Annotated in this window: 15 protein-coding genes and 1 riboswitch; of the genes, 5 read left to right on the top strand and 10 right to left on the bottom strand. The window is 37.2% G+C overall.

What is annotated here, in order from left to right:
- Positions 1–29: 29 nt before the first annotated feature.
- Positions 30–1,250 carry a 3D domain-containing protein gene (locus IGJ52_RS03925; protein WP_033600838.1) on the bottom strand — a complete coding sequence of 407 codons (1,221 nt, stop codon included), beginning with the start codon at positions 1,248–1,250 and terminating at the stop codon, positions 30–32.
- Between the two features lie 248 nt (positions 1,251–1,498).
- Entirely contained in the window at positions 1,499–2,266 is a 768-nt protein-coding gene (locus tag IGJ52_RS03920) for a putative ABC transporter permease (RefSeq protein ID WP_033600839.1), read from the bottom strand.
- Positions 2,267–2,391: 125 nt separating this feature from the next.
- Between IGJ52_RS03920 and IGJ52_RS03915 the strand changes: the two genes are divergently transcribed.
- Together IGJ52_RS03915 and IGJ52_RS03910 are read left to right on the top strand one after the other, a co-directional pair.
- Positions 2,392–4,119 (top strand): ABC transporter ATP-binding protein, encoded by a 1,728-nt coding sequence (locus IGJ52_RS03915; protein WP_002363303.1) that lies wholly within the window; start codon positions 2,392–2,394, stop codon positions 4,117–4,119.
- Positions 4,109–5,875, top strand: a complete 1,767-nt coding sequence (locus IGJ52_RS03910; RefSeq protein ID WP_002383364.1) for an ABC transporter ATP-binding protein — start codon at positions 4,109–4,111, stop codon at positions 5,873–5,875. The genes IGJ52_RS03915 and IGJ52_RS03910 overlap by 11 nt, the downstream gene beginning before the upstream one ends.
- A 51-nt stretch (positions 5,876–5,926) precedes the next feature.
- Here IGJ52_RS03910 and IGJ52_RS03905 read toward each other — a convergent pair whose 3' ends face one another.
- Both IGJ52_RS03905 and mgsA read right to left on the bottom strand, forming a co-directional pair.
- On the bottom strand, positions 5,927–6,475 hold the full coding sequence (locus IGJ52_RS03905; RefSeq protein WP_002385065.1) for a folate family ECF transporter S component: 549 nt from the start codon (positions 6,473–6,475) through the stop codon (positions 5,927–5,929).
- 30 nt (positions 6,476–6,505) lie between these two features.
- Positions 6,506–6,673, bottom strand: a riboswitch (THF riboswitch).
- Between the two features lie 66 nt (positions 6,674–6,739).
- Positions 6,740–7,162 carry a methylglyoxal synthase gene (mgsA, locus tag IGJ52_RS03900; protein WP_002355823.1) on the bottom strand — a complete coding sequence of 141 codons (423 nt, stop codon included), beginning with the start codon at positions 7,160–7,162 and terminating at the stop codon, positions 6,740–6,742.
- Positions 7,163–7,347: 185 nt separating this feature from the next.
- Between mgsA and IGJ52_RS03895 the strand changes: the two genes are divergently transcribed.
- Positions 7,348–8,451 (top strand): ABC transporter ATP-binding protein, encoded by a 1,104-nt coding sequence (locus tag IGJ52_RS03895; RefSeq protein WP_002355822.1) that lies wholly within the window; start codon positions 7,348–7,350, stop codon positions 8,449–8,451.
- A 50-nt stretch (positions 8,452–8,501) separates the two neighbouring features.
- Here IGJ52_RS03895 and IGJ52_RS03890 read toward each other — a convergent pair whose 3' ends face one another.
- From IGJ52_RS03890 to IGJ52_RS03875, 4 genes are all read right to left on the bottom strand, one after another.
- Positions 8,502–9,119: a hypothetical protein gene (locus IGJ52_RS03890; RefSeq protein WP_002355821.1), complete on the bottom strand. Its 618-nt coding sequence runs from the start codon at positions 9,117–9,119 to the stop codon at positions 8,502–8,504.
- Positions 9,120–9,245: 126 nt separating this feature from the next.
- Entirely contained in the window at positions 9,246–10,133 is an 888-nt protein-coding gene (gene rsmA, locus IGJ52_RS03885) for a 16S rRNA (adenine(1518)-N(6)/adenine(1519)-N(6))-dimethyltransferase RsmA (protein WP_438791925.1), read from the bottom strand.
- An 18-nt stretch (positions 10,134–10,151) separates the two neighbouring features.
- The gene (gene rnmV, locus IGJ52_RS03880; protein ID WP_002358848.1) at positions 10,152–10,736 is read right to left on the bottom strand and encodes a ribonuclease M5; all 585 of its coding nucleotides are present in this window, start codon (positions 10,734–10,736) and stop codon (positions 10,152–10,154) included.
- Positions 10,733–11,503: a TatD family hydrolase gene (locus tag IGJ52_RS03875; protein WP_438791924.1), complete on the bottom strand. Its 771-nt coding sequence runs from the start codon at positions 11,501–11,503 to the stop codon at positions 10,733–10,735. Before IGJ52_RS03875 ends, rnmV begins: the two co-directional genes overlap by 4 nt.
- A 134-nt stretch (positions 11,504–11,637) precedes the next feature.
- Here IGJ52_RS03875 and IGJ52_RS03870 point away from each other — a divergent pair, with 134 nt between their 5' ends.
- Both IGJ52_RS03870 and IGJ52_RS03865 read left to right on the top strand, forming a co-directional pair.
- The gene (locus IGJ52_RS03870) at positions 11,638–13,860 is read left to right on the top strand and encodes a HelD family protein (RefSeq protein ID WP_438791923.1); all 2,223 of its coding nucleotides are present in this window, start codon (positions 11,638–11,640) and stop codon (positions 13,858–13,860) included.
- 120 nt (positions 13,861–13,980) lie between these two features.
- On the top strand, positions 13,981–14,586 hold the full coding sequence (locus tag IGJ52_RS03865) for a hypothetical protein (RefSeq protein ID WP_438791922.1): 606 nt from the start codon (positions 13,981–13,983) through the stop codon (positions 14,584–14,586).
- A gap of 57 nt (positions 14,587–14,643) precedes the next feature.
- On the opposite strand, the gene IGJ52_RS03860 is transcribed toward IGJ52_RS03865, so the two are convergent.
- A complete protein-coding gene (locus tag IGJ52_RS03860; RefSeq protein WP_002366304.1) occupies positions 14,644–14,865 on the bottom strand; it encodes a hypothetical protein in 222 nt (73 codons plus the stop codon).
- A 99-nt stretch (positions 14,866–14,964) separates the two neighbouring features.
- Entirely contained in the window at positions 14,965–16,974 is a 2,010-nt protein-coding gene (gene metG, locus IGJ52_RS03855) for a methionine--tRNA ligase (protein ID WP_438791921.1), read from the bottom strand.
- Between the last annotated feature and the right edge of the window lie 118 nt (positions 16,975–17,092).

Genomic DNA, 17,092 nt, shown 5'->3' with positions numbered 1-17,092 from the left:
TTTATCTTGTCTTTAGTATAACAAATTTATTATTGAATTTCTACTGTAACCTGACGTCGTCCCCAAGCAATGCATTGCTCTACCGAATCAAAATGAACATCAATAATATTCCCTTGAATAGCGCCACCTGTATCTCCAGCAATAGCAAAGCCATAACCAGAGACTTTCACTAATGACCCCAGAGGAATTACGCTCGGATCAACTGCAATCACATTGCTTTGTTTACTTAAGTCAATGCCAGTAGCACTTAGATTACTTGCACCAGCTTCGCGCCAAGAATAAGCAGTTGATTCCATCTGAAGCACACGACCAGAGCCAGTTCCTGGTGTTGATGATTCGTCTGTCGTTGATTCTGTCGTTGATGACGATTCGGATGAACTAGCAGAACTTGAAGATTCAGTGCTACTGCTTTCTGTACTTGTAGAAGAGCTTGATGCTTGACTGCTTGACTCTTCAGCAGCTTCGGCTTCTAGTTTAGCCGCCGCATCTGCTTGCGCTTGTTTGTCGGCAGCTGCTTGTTTCTTCGCTGCTTCTGCTTTGGCGGTTTCTGCCGCACGTTTTTTCTGTGCCTCAGCTGCTGCTTTTTCGCTGACTAAGCGTTGTTGCTCTTTTTGTTTGTCTGTCGAAATTTGAGCCAATAATTCTTCATTATTCGCCATTTTTTCTTTTAACTCAGAGACTTTATTATTCATTGAAGAAGCTTCAACTTGTAATTTCTCTTCATTTTGTTTTAAAGTTGTTTGCGTATTTTCAACTTTTTCTTGTAATGCAGCTAATTTTTCTTTTTCGCTAGTTAAGCTTTCAATCTTTTCCCGTTCAAAGTTTTGTAAAACGGTCATGGCGTAGGCCCGATTAAAGAAATCTGATAAATTTTCTGCATCTAATAAGGCTTGCCAAGTACGTTGGTCGCCATTTAATTGAATATCCTTCATACGATCGCCAACAGCTTCTTTACGACGAGAAATATTTTTTTCTGTTTTTTCTATTTCCTCTTTCGAAGTTTTCAACGTATCTTCCGCTTTTGAAATTTGCGTTTTTAAACGTTCGATTTCCGCATATTTAGCATTTACATCATCTAAGGCTGAATTGATTTCTTTACTAATTAACTCCCCAGATTGTTTCGCTTGCGCTTCTTTTTCTTGCAACGAATCAAGTGATTCTGCTGCCGCAGCGACTGGAAGTCCAAAATTGATAAGCATCATTGTTGTTAAAAATGGTATCAACTTTTTAACCTTCACTAAATCCAACACCTTTCCTAACTTATCTAAAACACCTACTCATTATACTAGTCAGGAGGGCTTGTTTTATTTCAATCGTGTTACAATTTGTTACAATTTAAATGCAACTCTTTTTTTATCCTGCGTTTATTCATTAGTCCATTTCTATCTCAATTCTTTAAGAATTTCTTAAGACGCCTTAAAAACTAGCTTTTGACGATTTTTCTTTTTTTCATCCAATTAGACCATTGATTGAAATATTTTGTAATATTTTTTGTTAATTATTGGCCTTTCTTCTTCAAATCTTCTAAGAGATGCCGCACTTCTTTGGAATTTTTAATGTTTTTTAAAGTTAGTTTTGGGTAATTGTTAATAAAACGACGTTGTTGGAAATTTAATCGATTTTGGAAATGCTCTTTTTTGGTTCGCTCTTTTAACTTCTGCCAATCAGCTGTAGCAATTTCCATTTTTGTGTTCAACCGTTGCTTAAATTCTTGTTGGTTCGTTTCCAACGTTTGTCCCATCTCGGTAATAAGTTTTTTGAAACCTTGCATGTTCAGCAACGTATAAATTAAGTCAAGCCCCATTACAATCACTATGCAAAGGGCTAAGTAGTTGCCAAAGGTTGCTTGTAAAAAGCTGACAACTTTGGCGATTTCTGGTTGAATAACTTTGACAATCAAGACACACCCCAATCCCCAAAAAAGAGAAACCGGTAAAGCCACGCGACCGTTTAAATTAAAAGGTACATCATGATAATCCCACCAAGAGGCATGGAACAGTTTTTCCAAGCCATAACTAGTGACATATTCTAAAATTGTCACTAAAACAACCGATCCGATATACAATACCAAGAGATTGTTTTCAAAGGGTTCCACAAAATAGAGAACGCTTAAGACCCCAAATCCATAAATAGGACAATAGGGCCCTACCAAAAATCCTCGATAAACAAATTTTTTAGCTTTTAATGAACAATACACCGTTTCCCATAACCAACCTATAAAGGAATAAATAAAAAATAACAAAATAATCTGACTCATTTTTTCCATGTTTCTACCACTCTCCACTTCTTTACTCTTTTCTTCTATTTTACCAGAAGTTAAGAAAATGTAGCGAACAACTTTCTTTCATTGAAAGATTAGGCTACAATGAGAGCAGCAAAGGGAGGAATCTTATGTTTGGTTTATTGAAATACGCAAAAAATTATCGAAAACAAATTATCCTCGGTCCAGTCTTCAAATTTTTAGAAGCTTGTTTCGAGTTAGTCTTGCCCTTATTCATGGCTCACTTAGTCGATGTCGGTATTCGTCAAAACGACCGACAGACTGTCATAGAAATGGCCCTCTGGATGCTTGTTATGTCGTTAGTTGGTTTATTTTTTGTCATGATTTGTCAATATTATGCTTCAGTCGCTTCGCAAGGTTTTGGAACAGAGCTAAGAAATCAATTAATGAAAAAAATTAATCAGCTTTCACACAAAGAATTGAATAGTTTTGGTACAGATACCCTCATCACTCGGATCACAAACGATATCAACCAGCTTCAATTGGCTTTAGCGATGTTTATTCGGTTGGTCATTCGGACACCTTTTTTAAGTATCGGTTCTGTGGTCATGGCTTTTTACATTGACGTGCAGATGGGCTTTCTTTTCCTATTACTTTTACCAATTTTTAGCCTTATTCTCTTTATTATCATTAAAGTGACTGTGCCTTTATATCAAAAAGTCCAAGAATATTTGGATCGGTTAAACCGTCAAATCAGCCAAAACTTAAGCGGTGTCCGTGTGATCCGTGCGTTTGCTAGAAAGGAAACAGAGCAACGACATGTTGATAAAGCTTCCGATGATTTAGGCGATATTTACATTCGCGTATCGAATGTCTCTGCTTTATTAACGCCTTTAACCACTTTGATTATGAATGTTGGAATTTTATTTTTACTTTATTTTAGTGGCTTAAAAGTTTCTTTTGGTTCTCTGCAACAAGGGGAAGTTTTAGCCTTGATCAATTATATGAATCAAATGATGCTCGCTTTAATTGTTGCTTCTAATCTCGTGGTAATTTTTACACGAGCCGCAGCTTCCGCAAACCGTGTCAATGAGGTTTTAACTGTAGAAAGTCAGTTAACAGATACACCAGAATCAGCAAAAACATCGCCACAATTTGGTGATATTACCTTTGACCATGTAGATTTTCGCTATGAACCAGAGGCCGGTTTGGCTTTGGAAAATATCAATTTTACGATTCCTAAAGGCTCAATTCTCGGCATCACAGGACCTACCGGCAGCGGGAAAAGTACCTTAACCCAACTCATTCCCAGATTTTATGATGTGAGTGCAGGAAACCTTTTTATTAATGGTATAAATGTGCGCGATTGGCCGCTCTTTACTTTACGCCAACAAGTGGCAAGTGTCCCACAAACTGCCGTCTTATTTACAGGGACTATTCGAGAAAACTTACAATGGGGCAAACCAAATGCAACTGATGAAGACTGTTGGGAAGCATTAGCTATCGCCCAATGTAAAGAATTTGTTGAACAATTAGACCAAGGGTTAGACACGCCTGTTAACGAAGGTGGAAAAAACTTTTCTGGTGGACAAAGACAACGGTTGACCATTGCCCGTGCCTTGATTAGGAAACCACATTTACTTATTTTAGATGATTCCTTGAGTGCCCTCGACTATCAAACAGATTTGAATCTGCGCCGTGCTTTACAAAAAGAACGAGCAGAGACAACCGTTATTTTAATTTCACAACGCGTGAGTTCGATTGCTACGGCGAATCAAATTTTAGTCCTAGATAGTGGAAAAGTCGCTGGCCTTGGCACCCACGAAGAATTACTTACTTCTTCTAAAGAGTATCAAGAAATCGTTGCATCACAGGAGGAGGATACCCATGCAAACTAAAAAAATTCATTTTGGTGCCTTCTCACGTTTTAAGCCGTATTTACTACGCTATCCAAAAGAAATTATCGGCGCCTTAATCCTAGGAATTCTCAGTGGTTTTTCGACTGTCCTCATGACTTATTATATAGGTAAATCCGTTGATACAATGGTTGGTAAAGGGCAAGTCAATGCTGCACAACTCATCAAAATTTTAGGTTTATTAGCAGGGATTTTACTCGTAACCGTTCTAAGTCAATGGCTGATTCAACGTCTCGGTAATCGCGTGTCTTATTTATCGACCACACAGCTGAGAAAAGATGCCTTTGCCCATTTAAATCAATTACCGTTAAGTTATTATGACCAAACATCACACGGAAATATCGTCAGTCGCTTTACCAACGATATTGACAATATTTCAATGGCTTGCTCGGCTGTCTTCAACCAATTATTTTCTGGCATGGCCACCGTCGTTGTTGCTTTGCTCTTTATGATTCGGCTAAGTCCTCTGCTCACATTAGTGGTTCTTATCAGTACGCCGATTATTTTTATTGTAAACTGGCTTGTTGCAAAAGCTTCACAAAAAAACTTTGCTGCACAACAAACGATTGTTGGTGAAATTTCCGGCTTCGTTTCAGAAATGGTTGGCAACCAAAAAATTGTTAAAGCCTTTCAACAAGAACAAGCTACGCAAGAAACATTTGAAGCATTGAATCAAACGTTGTATGAAAAAGGACAGAAGGCTCAGTTTTCTTCCTCCTTAACCAACCCACTTTCTCGATTTATCGACCATTTATCTTATTTATCGATTGGATTAGTCGGTGGCTTGTTAGTTTTAAGTGGCAATCCTTTAGTCACAGTTGGTGTTATTTCCAGTTTCACCATTTACTCTAGTCAGTTTTCTAAACCTTTTATTGAACTCTCAGGAATCACCAACCAAATCCAAGCAGCCTTAGCTGGATTGGAACGTACTTTTGATATGATGGATCAACCAGTTGAACGTCCTGATGCCCCGAACGCAATTGTTTTGAAAGAAGCGCGAGGCCGTGTTGAATTTAAAGACGTTGATTTTTCTTACACGCCGACGCGACCTTTAATCGAAAACTTTAATTTAATTGCTGAACCAGGAGAAACAATTGCCATTGTTGGGCGAACTGGTGCGGGTAAATCAACATTAGTGAATTTGTTAATGCGCTTTTACGAGGTCGACCGTGGCCAAATTACGGTTGATACTCACGACATTACTCAAATTACTCGGGATAGCTTGCGAAAAAGTTTTGGCATGGTTCTCCAAGATACTTGGCTATTCGATAGCTCCATTCGGGAAAATTTAACGTACGGAAATCCTGAAGCCTCTGACGAAGAAATTATAGAAGCCATGAAAAAAGCCCATATTTTTGATTTCGTCATGCGTTTACCTCAAGGACTAGATACTCAGATTGGTTCCCAAGGCGTTAAAATTTCTGAAGGACAACGACAACTAATGACTATTGCACGCACGATGATTAGTAATCCGCCGATGCTTATTTTAGATGAAGCGACCAGTTCAGTTGATACGTTGACTGAGCAAAAAATTCAGGATGCTTTTTTACAAATGATGACTGGCCGGACCAGTTTTGTTATTGCCCATCGCTTAGCAACAATCAAAAGTGCTGAAAAAATTCTAGTTATGGACAATGGTCAAGTGGTTGAAATTGGCACCCATGACGAATTATTGCAAAAAGAACAGGGTTATTATCGTGACCTTTACGAAGCACAGTTTAATCAAAAAGCGCAATAAAAAAGAGTCACTTTTCTGGGATGATGAAAAGTGACTCTTTTAATTTTAAATTTATTGATCTAATTCAGATAATGGCTTTCCAAATAAACGTTTAAAGGGAATTTTATTGCCTAAATAATAAGTGGCAATTACTTGAATAGGAAAGAAAATAACTGTTTTAATTAAGCGTGGCACCCACCAAGCAAAATTTGCTAGATTGACGCCATACATTAAACTTAACCACAAAGGAGTTAAAATGATATTAATTAAAACGGTGACCAACAATGTCGCCAAAATCACTCGTTGCCATGTCATTTCTTTCTTATAATAGAAATAACCATAAATAGCACCAGCCAAAAAGGCATTTAAAGTAAACCCAGGAAAATAGCCTGCCTTTGGAAAAAGCAGCATTCCTACTACATCAGCCACCGCCGTGCCGATTCCAGCCCAAAAAGGTCCGAAAATCATCCCAATCAATGATTCTGGGATAAACGTGAAACTGATTTTTAAAAACGTTGTTTCATACGCAAAAAAGCGTGAAAAGACAACGACCACCGCAATGAGTACGCCCATTAACGCAATGGATTTTGTGCCAAATTTTTTCTTTGTCATTTTTAGCATCTCCTCTAAGAGCTGCTACATGACGAACCATGCAGCGAATGCGAAAACAAAACCGCGAACATTAAAAAGCTGAACGTGTTGTTCTGATGATAAGCAAAGTAAGAACCTTTGCTTTCTAGCAACACACTGTTTATGTTCTTCGTCCAAAAGGCAACATCCCATCCTTTTAGCACTTAACGCTTTGTCTCCTACTCTGTTATTTTATTTGGACAAAAGTCCTCATAAAATATACCACAAAATAGTCAAAATAACCATTAAGGTTCTCTAAAAAGCTAACGGTCGACGATCCCCTTCATGGATAACCTCACGGAAGTCCGCAAACCCCGCCTCGACACCTCTCAAAAGAATTTCAGCACTGCCGATATTGGTCGCTAAAGGAATTTCATAGACATCACTTAGACGAATCAAAGCCGTCACATCTGGTTCATGCGGTTGCGCGGAAAGAGGATCTCTTAAAAAAATAACTAAATCAATGTTGTCTTCTGATATCATTGCGCCAATCTGTTGATCCCCACCTAATGGCCCCGATTTAAAGCAATGCACGGGTAAGCCAGTTGCTTCCATCACTTTCATGCCTGTCGTTCCCGTTGCATACAATTCATGTTTTTCTAAAATATGTTTATAAGCGGTTGCTAGTTTGATCATTAATGTTTTTTTACGATCATGAGCGATTAAAGCGATTTTCATGTTATCCAACTCCTGTCTTTGTTATATTATAACAAAAGTTTAGCGATAAATCCGCTGAGAGTGTTTGTCCTTTGTCACCTTGACGAAAAAGTCTTCTTTTTCTTGTGCAATTCTCCCTTGCCGAAAGATAGCGTTTTCATTTAAACTATGAGTAACAAATCAAAAAGAAAAGAGTGACGTATCAAATGGTGGAAATGGCGCTTAGAAATGTGTATAAAAAATATGACAATGCAGAACATTATTCTGTTACAGATTTTAACTTAGAAATTACAGACCGTGAATTTATCGTCTTTGTCGGACCTTCTGGTTGCGGTAAATCAACAACATTGCGAATGATTGCTGGCTTAGAAGATATTACTGAAGGTGAATTATCAATTGGGGACAAAGTCATGAATGACGTTGCACCGAAAGATCGTGATATTGCCATGGTTTTCCAAAACTATGCGCTTTATCCGCATATGACTGTTTTTGATAACATGGCTTTTGGTTTAAAACTAAGAAAATATGATAAAGCTGAAATTAAAAAACGGGTGGAAAATGCTGCGGATATTCTGGGCTTAACAGAGTACTTACAACGTAAACCTGCGGCGCTTTCTGGTGGACAACGCCAACGTGTTGCACTTGGTCGGGCAATTGTCCGTGATGCCAAAGTCTTTTTAATGGATGAACCTTTATCAAACTTGGATGCAAAATTACGTGTAGCCATGCGTGCTGAAATCGCTAAACTACACCAACGTTTAGAAACTACGACAATTTATGTGACACATGACCAAACCGAAGCGATGACCATGGCTGATCGAATCGTAATTATGAAAGATGGCTTTATTCAACAAATTGGTTCACCAAAAGAAGTTTACAATACACCAAAAAATATGTTCGTAGCTGGGTTCATCGGCTCACCTGCCATGAATTTCTTCAAAGTTACCTTAAACAATGGGGTTATTTCTAACCAACATGGCTTAAAACTAGCAATTCCTGAAGGAAGAAACAAAGAGCTTGTTGAACATGGTTATGAAGGCAAAGAATTAATTTTCGGTATTCGTCCAGAAGATATTCATAGCGAACAAGTGGCTTTAACGGCAATGAAAGATGCGGTGATTAAATCTGAAGTCGTTGTTTCTGAATTATTAGGGGCTGAATCCATGCTTTATACAAAAATTGGTGATACAGAGTTTATCTCAAAAGTAGATGCTCGTGACTTCCACCATCCTGGTGAAATGATTGACTTAGCTTTTGATATTAACAAAGGACATTTCTTCGACCCTCAAACAGAAGAAGTCATTAAATAAAAAAATCTCGAGGCATCCGTCGCAATGACGGATGCCTCGATTGTTTCTCTTTATGCTAATTTAACCTTCTTCTTTATCACTTTGGGTTGTTTTGCTTCTGTAAAAGTTGGAATATCTACATGTTTACTTAAGGTACTTGCTAAAAAGTAGGCAATACTGAAATCCACCAAACTATGAATTAATCCACCAACGCCCATCAAAAGAAAAATAGAATACATGAAGCCGGCTGTATAATAGGTTCCTGGCAAGTTGCCCATTGTGTAAAATACAGAAACAACCACTAGCTCGGCAGCGGAATGAATCACTCCAATTCCCACGTTAAACAACTGTAATTTTCCATTTAATAAAGTGAATTTCCCCTCTTTATTGATTAAAATTTCTGGATGCTTTTGTAAAATCACTGCGCCAATGACTGCAAAAATCAAATGAGATAAGGCCCGCAAAGCAATAATCGGTGTTGCGGATAAGAAAAAACCAAAACCTGTTCCTAGACTAACCGCAATTGCCACCACTGGAGAAATAAACATGGCAATAAAAACTGGGACGTGACTTGCTAATGTAAAACTGGCTGGACCAATGGTAATTCTTGGCATAACCATTGGAATGATAATCCCCATTGCAATTAAAAGTGCTGAAATTGTTAAACGTTTTACTGAGTTTGTTTTCATTAAAACTGCCTCCTGAAGGTGTCATGACACCTTTTGTTTTTCTCAAGTGTAGCTGAACAGCCGCAATGTGTCAAGACACATAAAAGAACTTTCTGTTATTTCTCATAAATAACAGAAAGTTCTTTTTTATACTGGTTTATTTTTTTCTAAAGCATTACTTAGACGAGCGAATTCTTCTAAAGACAATGTTTCACCACGTCTAGAAGGATCAATTTCTGCTTCAGCTAGGCTCTCTTTTAGCCAAGCCACCGTTTGTTCATCTTTCCCATAAAAATGCGTTAAGTTATTCCACAATGTTTTACGTCTTAATTGGAAACTGGCTTTGGTTAATTTGAAAAATTCTTTTTCATTGGTCACTGTCACCGCTGGTGTAGCACGGCGCGTCAATTTAATAATCGCCGAGTCAACATTGGGTTGCGGCACAAAAACTGTTTTTGGCACAATAAAGGCGACACTTGCTTCCATAAAATATTGGACAGCAATTGATAATGAGCCATAAGCTTTCGTTCCTGGTTTAGCAGCAATTCGATCAGCGACCTCTTTTTGCATCATCACAACCATTTCGGCTACATCTAAAGAAGATTCTAAAAAATGCATCATAATTGGCGTAGTAATATAGTAAGGTAGGTTAGCTACCACTTTAATCGGATACTTCTCTTGAAAAACTTGGTTGGTTGTCTCGACCAAATCAGCTTTTAAAACATCCTGATGAACCACTGTCACATTATCATAGCGACTTAAGGTATCCGCTAAGACAGGAATCAAGCGATCATCAATCTCAAAAGCCACAACTTGTGCTGCGTTCATCGCTAATTGCTCTGTTAATGCACCAATTCCAGGCCCGACTTCGACAACATTTGTCTGCTGATTAATTCCCCCTGTTTCTACAATTTTTCTTAAAATATTAGGCTCTGTCAAAAAATTTTGACCTAAACTCTTTTTAAATGAAAATCCATGTTTTTTTAGTATTTCTTTGGTTCTGGATGGTGTGGCAATTTCTTTATAGTCCGTCACGCTTGTTCCTCCATGTAGTTATTCTTCGTTTGCAAGTTCTTTTAAAATACGTGTCATGCTTTCTTTCAATTCTGCTTCTGTAATCCGAAACATGCTTAACCGTTTGACTAACTGTTTGCTATTTGTATAGCCAATTCTTAGGTCATCTCCTAATAATTCACGGTATTTTTTGGCATTTGCTCCCGCTATTAAACCATATTCAACTAGTGTTTGTCTAGGAATTTCTTGATAGTCTTCATCAGCTTGAACAGGTGTTACGACTTTTTTTAATGCTTCAATAATTGCTTCATCACTAGCATGTTCAACCCCTAGGCTACCGCCATTTTTTTTAGGCACTGCGACTTTTCTTGATAAAAAAGCATGCTTTGCATCAGGGACAACTTCCATTATTGTTTTACGAATTTTTTCGCCCGAATAGTCTGGATCTGTAAAAATAATCACGCCTCTCGTTTCTTGTGCGTGTTCAATTTGTGTCAAAATTTCATCATTGATAGCAGAGCCAATCGTTTCAATCGTATCCGCTGCAACTACCTCTTGGATGCGGCGTGTGTCGTCTTTTCCTTCAACGACAATGATTTCTGCAACTTTCATTTTTTCCTTCATTTATCTATCCGAAACAAGCGATGAGCGTTGACTCTCGTTTGTTCTGCCACTTCTTCAAAGGTTAGTTGTCGTAATTCAGCAATTTTTTCCACTACGTATCGTGTATAGCCTGGTTCATTCCGTTTACCACGATAAGGAACGGGAGCTAAATAGGGTGCATCTGTTTCCACCAACATTCGTTCAAGTGGTACCGCCATCGCCGCTTCTTGAACATCCAACGCCTTTTTAAACGTTACGACTCCACTAAAAGAAATATGCAAACCTAAATCTAAAAATTTCTTCATCCACTCGGCATCACCACTGAAACTATGCATGATTCCACCAATATCTGAAATTTTTTCATCTTTTAAAATTCGATAGGTATCTTCTAATGCCTCTCTCGTATGCACACTAAACGGTAAATTCATTTCCCGAGCAATCGCAATTTGGCGGCGAAAGACTTTTTCTTGCACCTCTTTAGGATCCTCCATCCAGTAATAATCAAGACCGATTTCACCTAATGCGACAATTTTTGGCAACGTTAATTGTTCTTGTAATCGTCGTTCAACCTCTGGCGTATAGCTACCCGCTTCTGTTGGATGCCAACCAATGATACTATAAATATTGGCATATTCCTGACTAAGTAAAAGAGATTTTTCAATCGTTGGTTCATCAAAACCGATCACGGCCATCTCTGTAACACCCAATTCTTGGGCATGTGCAATCGTTTCTGGAATATCATCATTAAATTGTTCTGCATTCAAATGTGTATGTGTATCAAAAATCATTATGATTGCCTCCTTTATCTCCTCTCTACTTTATCATATTTCTTGAAAAATCTGAATGACTAGGCGACAAGATTCGCCATTTCCTCATAAACAGCGCTTGCATTTATGCTAAAAGTAACGTATACTATTCAGTCATGTTATTAAAAGGAGGAATCTCCATGACCGATGAAAAAATTTATGAACAACAGCATTTAACAACGGTTTATCATGAGCTGCAAGCGGCTAAAAAAGTTTACGAAGAGCAATTGGCGAACACAATGAAAGATGGCAAACATATGCTAGAAGAATTTGATCGCGATTCTAAGCTGAATTTTGATAGTTATGCCGATAATCTAGAAACGTTTGCCATGTTGGAAATGAAGAACCGTGAAATTGATCAATGGAACTTAAAAAATGAAGCAACGGCTAAAAATTTAGACAAAGTGAAACGCCTATTACAAGTTCCTTATTTTGGCAAAATTGGCGTGACTTTTGAAGACAGCCCTGAAGAGCCAGAAAATTTTTATATTGGCGTAAACGATTTTACTTCTTTAGAAGAAGAAACGCGCATTCACGATTGGCGCTCACCGATTGCTTCGTTATTTTATGACAATGTTTTAGGGAAAACAGCCTACATGGCACATCAACAAACCATTCCTGTACAACTTGATTTGAAAAGACAGTTAATTATTGAAAAAGATCAATTAATCAACTATTTTGACACAACCATTGCGATTCAAGATGATGTGTTATTGCATTCTTTAGAAGAAGATGCTTCTCCTTACATGAAGGACATTACGACAACCATTCAACAAGAACAAAATCAAATAATTCGTGACGAAACGCAGCCACTCCTACTAGTCAACGGGATTGCTGGTAGTGGGAAAACGTCTGCGATTATGCAACGGATTGCTTATTTACTTTATCAACATCGAGCAGAAATTACAGCGGATAATATTTTATTACTTTCACCAAATTCAACATTTATTGATTATATTTCTCAAGTTTTACCGAATTTAGGCGAACGAAATCCCTTGAATTTGACTCTTTTACAATTTTTGCGCTTCACTACCAAAGAAGCATGGCCAATGGAAGAAGAAACGGACTATTTCGAACGCATTACTCGCTCTGAGGTAACGGAGCAAGAGCACGTTATTCGTTCAAAAGAATTTGCAACGTTTCTTTTAAGCAATCCTGAAAAAGCAGTTGTGCAGCCACATTTTTTCCGTCCTTTAACTTTTAAAAAGCAGACCTTATTTACTTCAGAAACAATTTTTAAACTTTATCAAGAAACACCAGCTGACTTGAGTATTCGCCAACGAATTTCAGCCACAAAAGAAAAATTAACCAGTCTTTGGACACGGTACTTATTAAAACAAGCCCATTCTAAAAAAATGTTGGATCAATTCCAAGATTTAACAGAAGCTGAACAAGTTCGTTATTTTGGCACAGTGATTACCGAAGATAATGAAAAACATCTGGCTGATTTTGCTTTAAAACGTTTGAAGAAAAAATATCGCTCTATTACTGCCGCTATTAAAAATGATGCTTGGCTAGATCAATGGGCCTTTTTTGAAACGTTTTATTCTTTATTCACTGAAAAATCGTATCAAAAAGAGACAGCTATTTTCACAGCCGATGAAATTGTGGCCCTTATTTTGGTGAAACATGCATTTATTGAAAACCTCGCCAACCAGCAAATGGCTTTTATCCTAGTCGATGAAGTCCAAGATTATACAGAAGCCCAATTATTATTACTGCTGACACTTTTCCCTAAAGCTAGTTTTACTTTAGCTGGTGATGAAAATCAAGCCATTTTTAATACAGCCATTGAATTTTCTGAAGCTCATGATTTATTGGTTAACGAAACCAGCCGTTCTGTTGGAACGTATCAATTATTAAACAGTTACCGTTCAAGTAAAGAAATTACACGACTCTTCCAAACATTAGGCACTCAACCAGAGCAATTAACCATTGTGCCCATCCGGCATGATGGAGGAAAACCGACATTTATTCCTTGTGACTCTGCGTCTGACTATCTTAAAGCAATCGTCACTTCCATTGCAACTTTTGATCCGAAAGAAAGCACCGCCATTATTACTAAAACTTTTGCAGAAAAAGAACAATTAACAAAAGAACTCAGTGCTTCTCTTTCATTGGAAGAGCATCCGTCACTGCAAGTTTTATCAATTGATATGGCAAAAGGTCTAGAATTTGATAATGTAATTCTTCATAACCCAAATGTTAATCGTTATTCCGACAATAAACGAGATAAAAAAATCCTGTATACTGCTATTTCTCGTGGAATGAAACGGGTCGTTTTACCTTATACCGGCACACTTTCTGAATGGTTTACACCTTACTTGGCATCCCAGTAACTGAGACTTAAGGCGGATTTTATTTTTAGAAAAACCACTTATAATAGACGAGTAGGCACTGCTTTTTAATTAGCAGACCTACTCGTTTGTTGTCTCTTAAGTTGAGAGGAGCGTGATAAGGTGAAACAATCACCTGATTTAGAAAATTTTTTAAAAACCTCTATCCAAAAAAATGTAACTATTGAGCGAAAACAACAAAACCAAACCATTTGGCACTGGCTACTGCTTATTTTATTTGGCTTACTAACTTTTGGCTCACTGACACAGCAGTTACTCCTAATTGGCTTGTTTACACTTATTTCCGCTATTGTTAAAGGTCCCTTAATGCTCGTCTGGGGAACCATCTATTCGGCGTTAGTGGCTTTGTTTCCACCTTTTGCTTTAGTCCTATCTTTACTTTTTTTTATAATTAATTTAGGCACCGTTATGAAAAGTTGGCGTATTACTTTAACAAGTGCTTACTTTTATCTAATTCCTTTAGGTTTTAGTCTCTTGAAAACGACCGACTGGGTATCAACGCCTTATTTCCTGACAGGCTTGGCTTTGTTAAGTATTTTAGGACTGCATTTTATATTAGAGTGGCTCTATAAAAATAATAGCTTAGGTCGTTTACTCACGTGGCAAATTATTAGTGTCCCTTTTTCACTCTTACTGATCATTTTACCAAGTCGCCTAACGAAAGGCCGTTTTGGTAAAAAACGAATACCTAAAAAAGTGAAACTCTAAAATAGAAAAGCCTAGGAAAAATCGCAAATGATTTTTCTAGGCTTTTCTTCGATTCTTTTAATTTAAAAATTCGTTGATTTTTGATTTTAGGACGTCGATAATATTATTTACTTCTATATCGCCACTTTCTATTTTTTTCCACAAAACAAAGCCCCAAATAATTATATTTATCGTAACTAAAGCACCAATAATACGTTTATTCCTAGCAGATGTATAGGCCTTTCTCCATTTTGGATCATTTTTACGTCTTTTTAAAAATTCATAAGTATGATAAGCCATCAAACTTCCCCCACATCAAATCACTTTTCTTCTAGTATACAAAAAAAGTAGTAAAGATAAAAGGTTACAATTCACCTTTTATCTTTACTACTTATGCTTTTATGCGATTCCTGCACCATTTGGCATTTCTTTTGGTGCTTCAACAATTTGAAGTTTCCCTTCTGGTGATTCAGCTGAAAGAATCATTCCTTGGCTAATTTGACCACGCATTTTTCTTGGTTTTAAGTTAGCCACAATAACTACTTTTTTGCCAATTAGCGCAGCTGGATCTGGATAAAATTCAGCAATACCTGAAAGAATTTGACGATGGTTTTCATCTCCAGCATCTAAACGGAATTGCAATAATTTATCTGCTCCTTTGACTTTTTTGCAGTCAATAACTTCGGCAACTTTTAATTCCACTTTATCGAAATCATCGTACTTAATTTGTTTTTCTTTCGTTGAAACTAACGTTGTTTCTTCTGGATTCCATTTAATATCCTCTTCTGTAGCACTTTCGCTTTGAGACATTTTCTTTTGAATATACGTTACTTCTGTTTCAATTTCTAAACGTGGGAAAATAGGTGTTCCTTTACTTGTTACTGTTACGTCTGTTGGGAACTCACCAAAATGAATATTTTCCATGTTCATTGTTTCTGGATCTAAGCCTAATTGTTCGAAAATTTTCCCTGGTGTTTCTGTCATGACTGGTTGCAATAAGATTGCCACAATTCGTAAGCTTTCCGCTAAATGGATCATGACACTTTCTAATTCGTTGCGTTTCTCTTCTTCTTTAGCCAATACCCAAGGCGCTGTTTCATCAATATATTTATTTGCACGAGAAACTAGCGTCCAGATTTCTGCAATGGCCGTATTAAATTCCATTTTTTCCATTGCTTCATGATATTTTCCAATAACATTCGCCGCAGTTGTCGATAGTTCACTATCAAATGGGGTAACTTTTGAAGCATAGGCTGGTACTTTGCCATCACAATATTTATTAATCATCGCAATTGTTCGATTCAACAAGTTTCCTAAGTCATTAGCTAAATCATAATTTAAGCGAGAAACGAAATCTTCTGGCGTAAAGACGCCATCACTACCAAATGGAATTGCTCGTAATAAATAGTAACGTAACGCATCTAGACCGTAGCGTTCTACTAACATTTCAGGGTAAACAACATTTCCTTTAGATTTAGACATTTTTCCGTCTTTCATCAATAACCAACCATGTCCAAAGACTTTTTTCGGTAATGGTAAATCCAAGGCCATTAACATAATTGGCCAATAAATCGTATGGAAACGCACGATTTCTTTCCCAACCATTTGCACGTTCGCAGGCCAATATTTTTGGAATAATGAATCATCTTCTGAGCCATAACCTAGTGCTGTAATATAGTTTGATAACGCATCAATCCATACGTAAACCACATGTTTTGGATCATTTTTTAATGGAATTCCCCAAGAGAAAGTCGTTCTTGAAACGGCTAAATCTTCTAATCCTGGTTTAATGAAGTTATTTAGCATCTCATTTTTACGAGATTCTGGTTGAATAAATTCTGGATGTTCTTCGTAATATTGTACCAAGCGATCCGCATATTTACTCATGCGGAAGAAATAGGATTCTTCTTTAACTAATTCGACTTCGTGACCACTTGGTGCTTTCCCACCAATGACATTGCCTTCATCGTCACGATATGCTTCAGCTAATTGTGTTTCAGTGAAAAATTCTTCATCAGAAACTGAATACCAACCTTCATATTCTCCAAGGTAGATATCTCCTTGTTCTACTAAACGATCAAAAATTTGTTGCACGGCTGCCATGTGATAATCATCCGTTGTCCGAATAAATTTATCATAGCTGATATCTAATGTTTTCCATAATTTTTGAACATCTGCTGCCATTTTATCAACGTACTCTTTTGGTGTCACATTCAACTCAGCAGCTTTTTTTTCAATTTTTTGGCCATGTTCATCCACACCTGTTAAATAAAATACATCAAAACCCATTAAACGCTTGTAACGGGCCATTGCATCGCAGGCGATTGTTGTATATGAATTCCCAATATGTAACTTCCCACTTGGGTAATAAATTGGGGTGGTAATATAAAATGTTTCTTTCTGTGACATACAGAAAAAACCTCCTTTAGTCATTTTCCTAAACCCTCAGGATTTACTCCTAAACAGTATACCATAATTAGACATTATTAAACTATATTTCTTGTCGGTTTTCTCTTGAAAATGAAGA

The organism is Enterococcus sp. DIV1758 (genome assembly GCF_051711985.1).
Classification (GTDB): Bacteria; Bacillota; Bacilli; order Lactobacillales; family Enterococcaceae; genus Enterococcus; species Enterococcus faecalis.
This window is presented reverse-complemented; position numbering and strand designations above follow the sequence as displayed.

Excerpts from the sequence above, each read along its gene's own strand:
- mgsA (WP_002355823.1), bottom strand. The coding sequence starts at position 7,162 with ATGAAAATCGCTTTAATCGCTCATGATCGTAAAAAAACATTAATGATC.
- rnmV (WP_002358848.1), bottom strand. The coding sequence starts at position 10,736 with ATGAAGGAAAAAATGAAAGTTGCAGAAATCATTGTCGTTGAAGGAAAA.
- IGJ52_RS03905 (WP_002385065.1), bottom strand. The coding sequence starts at position 6,475 with ATGCTAAAAATGACAAAGAAAAAATTTGGCACAAAATCCATTGCGTTA.
- IGJ52_RS03895 (WP_002355822.1), top strand. The coding sequence starts at position 7,348 with ATGGTGGAAATGGCGCTTAGAAATGTGTATAAAAAATATGACAATGCA.
- IGJ52_RS03870 (WP_438791923.1), top strand. The coding sequence starts at position 11,638 with ATGTTATTAAAAGGAGGAATCTCCATGACCGATGAAAAAATTTATGAA.
- IGJ52_RS03915 (WP_002363303.1), top strand. The coding sequence starts at position 2,392 with ATGTTTGGTTTATTGAAATACGCAAAAAATTATCGAAAACAAATTATC.
- IGJ52_RS03875 (WP_438791924.1), bottom strand. The coding sequence starts at position 11,503 with ATGATTTTTGATACACATACACATTTGAATGCAGAACAATTTAATGAT.
- IGJ52_RS03910 (WP_002383364.1), top strand. The coding sequence starts at position 4,109 with ATGCAAACTAAAAAAATTCATTTTGGTGCCTTCTCACGTTTTAAGCCG.
- IGJ52_RS03890 (WP_002355821.1), bottom strand. The coding sequence starts at position 9,119 with ATGAAAACAAACTCAGTAAAACGTTTAACAATTTCAGCACTTTTAATT.
- IGJ52_RS03920 (WP_033600839.1), bottom strand. The coding sequence starts at position 2,266 with ATGGAAAAAATGAGTCAGATTATTTTGTTATTTTTTATTTATTCCTTT.
- metG (WP_438791921.1), bottom strand. The coding sequence starts at position 16,974 with ATGTCACAGAAAGAAACATTTTATATTACCACCCCAATTTATTACCCA.
- IGJ52_RS03860 (WP_002366304.1), bottom strand. The coding sequence starts at position 14,865 with ATGGCTTATCATACTTATGAATTTTTAAAAAGACGTAAAAATGATCCA.